The following is a 656-nucleotide window of genomic DNA, read 5'->3' as shown; positions in this document are numbered from 1 at the left end:
GATCACGCTTCCTGAACTTTCATGTCTTCGGCCGAGATTCCTGCGACGGCGACGGGTTTTTTCATTGCGTCGCGGCGGAAGGGTTCGCCGAGCTCCTGGTTGATCAGGGCCTCGATCAGCGTGGTGATGCCGTTCTTCTGGTCCTCGATCGCCTGGTTCAGCGCTGCGGTCAGCTCGTCCTGGGTGCGGGCCACGACGCCTTTCAGGCCACAGGCCTGCGCGATACCGGCGTAAGACACTTTGGTGTCCAGTTCGGTGCCGACGAAGTTGTCATCGAACCACAGGGTCGAGTTGCGCTTTTCCGCGCCCCACTGGTAGTTGCGGAAGACGATCTGGGTCACGGCGGGCCATTCCTCGCGGCCGATCGCAGTCAGTTCGTTCACCGCGATGCCGAAGGCGCCGTCACCGGCAAAGCCCACGACCGGCACGTCCGGGCAGCCGATCTTGGCGCCGACGATGGCCGGCAGGCCATAGCCACAGGGCCCGAACAGGCCCGGCGCCAGGTATTTGCGGCCCGCCTCGAAGGACGGATAGGCGTTGCCGATGGCGCAGTTGTTGCCGATATCCGAGCTGATGATCGCCTCTTTCGGCAGCGCCGCCTGAATCGCGCGCCACGCCATGCGGGGGCTCATCCAGTCGGGCTTGGCCGCGCGGGC

At 65.2% G+C, this 656-nt stretch carries 1 protein-coding gene; it reads right to left on the bottom strand.

What is annotated here, in order from left to right; genetic code table 11:
• Positions 1-2 precede the first annotated feature (2 nt).
• The coding region (locus ACR0C6_RS21875; protein ID WP_480621272.1) for a thiamine pyrophosphate-dependent enzyme at positions 3-656 on the bottom strand (654 nt) is incomplete at its 5' end.

It is taken from the genome of Ruegeria sp. AL12, assembly GCF_056540885.1.
The sequence above is the reverse complement of the archived record's forward strand: the minus strand, read 5'-3'. Positions and strand labels throughout refer to the sequence as shown.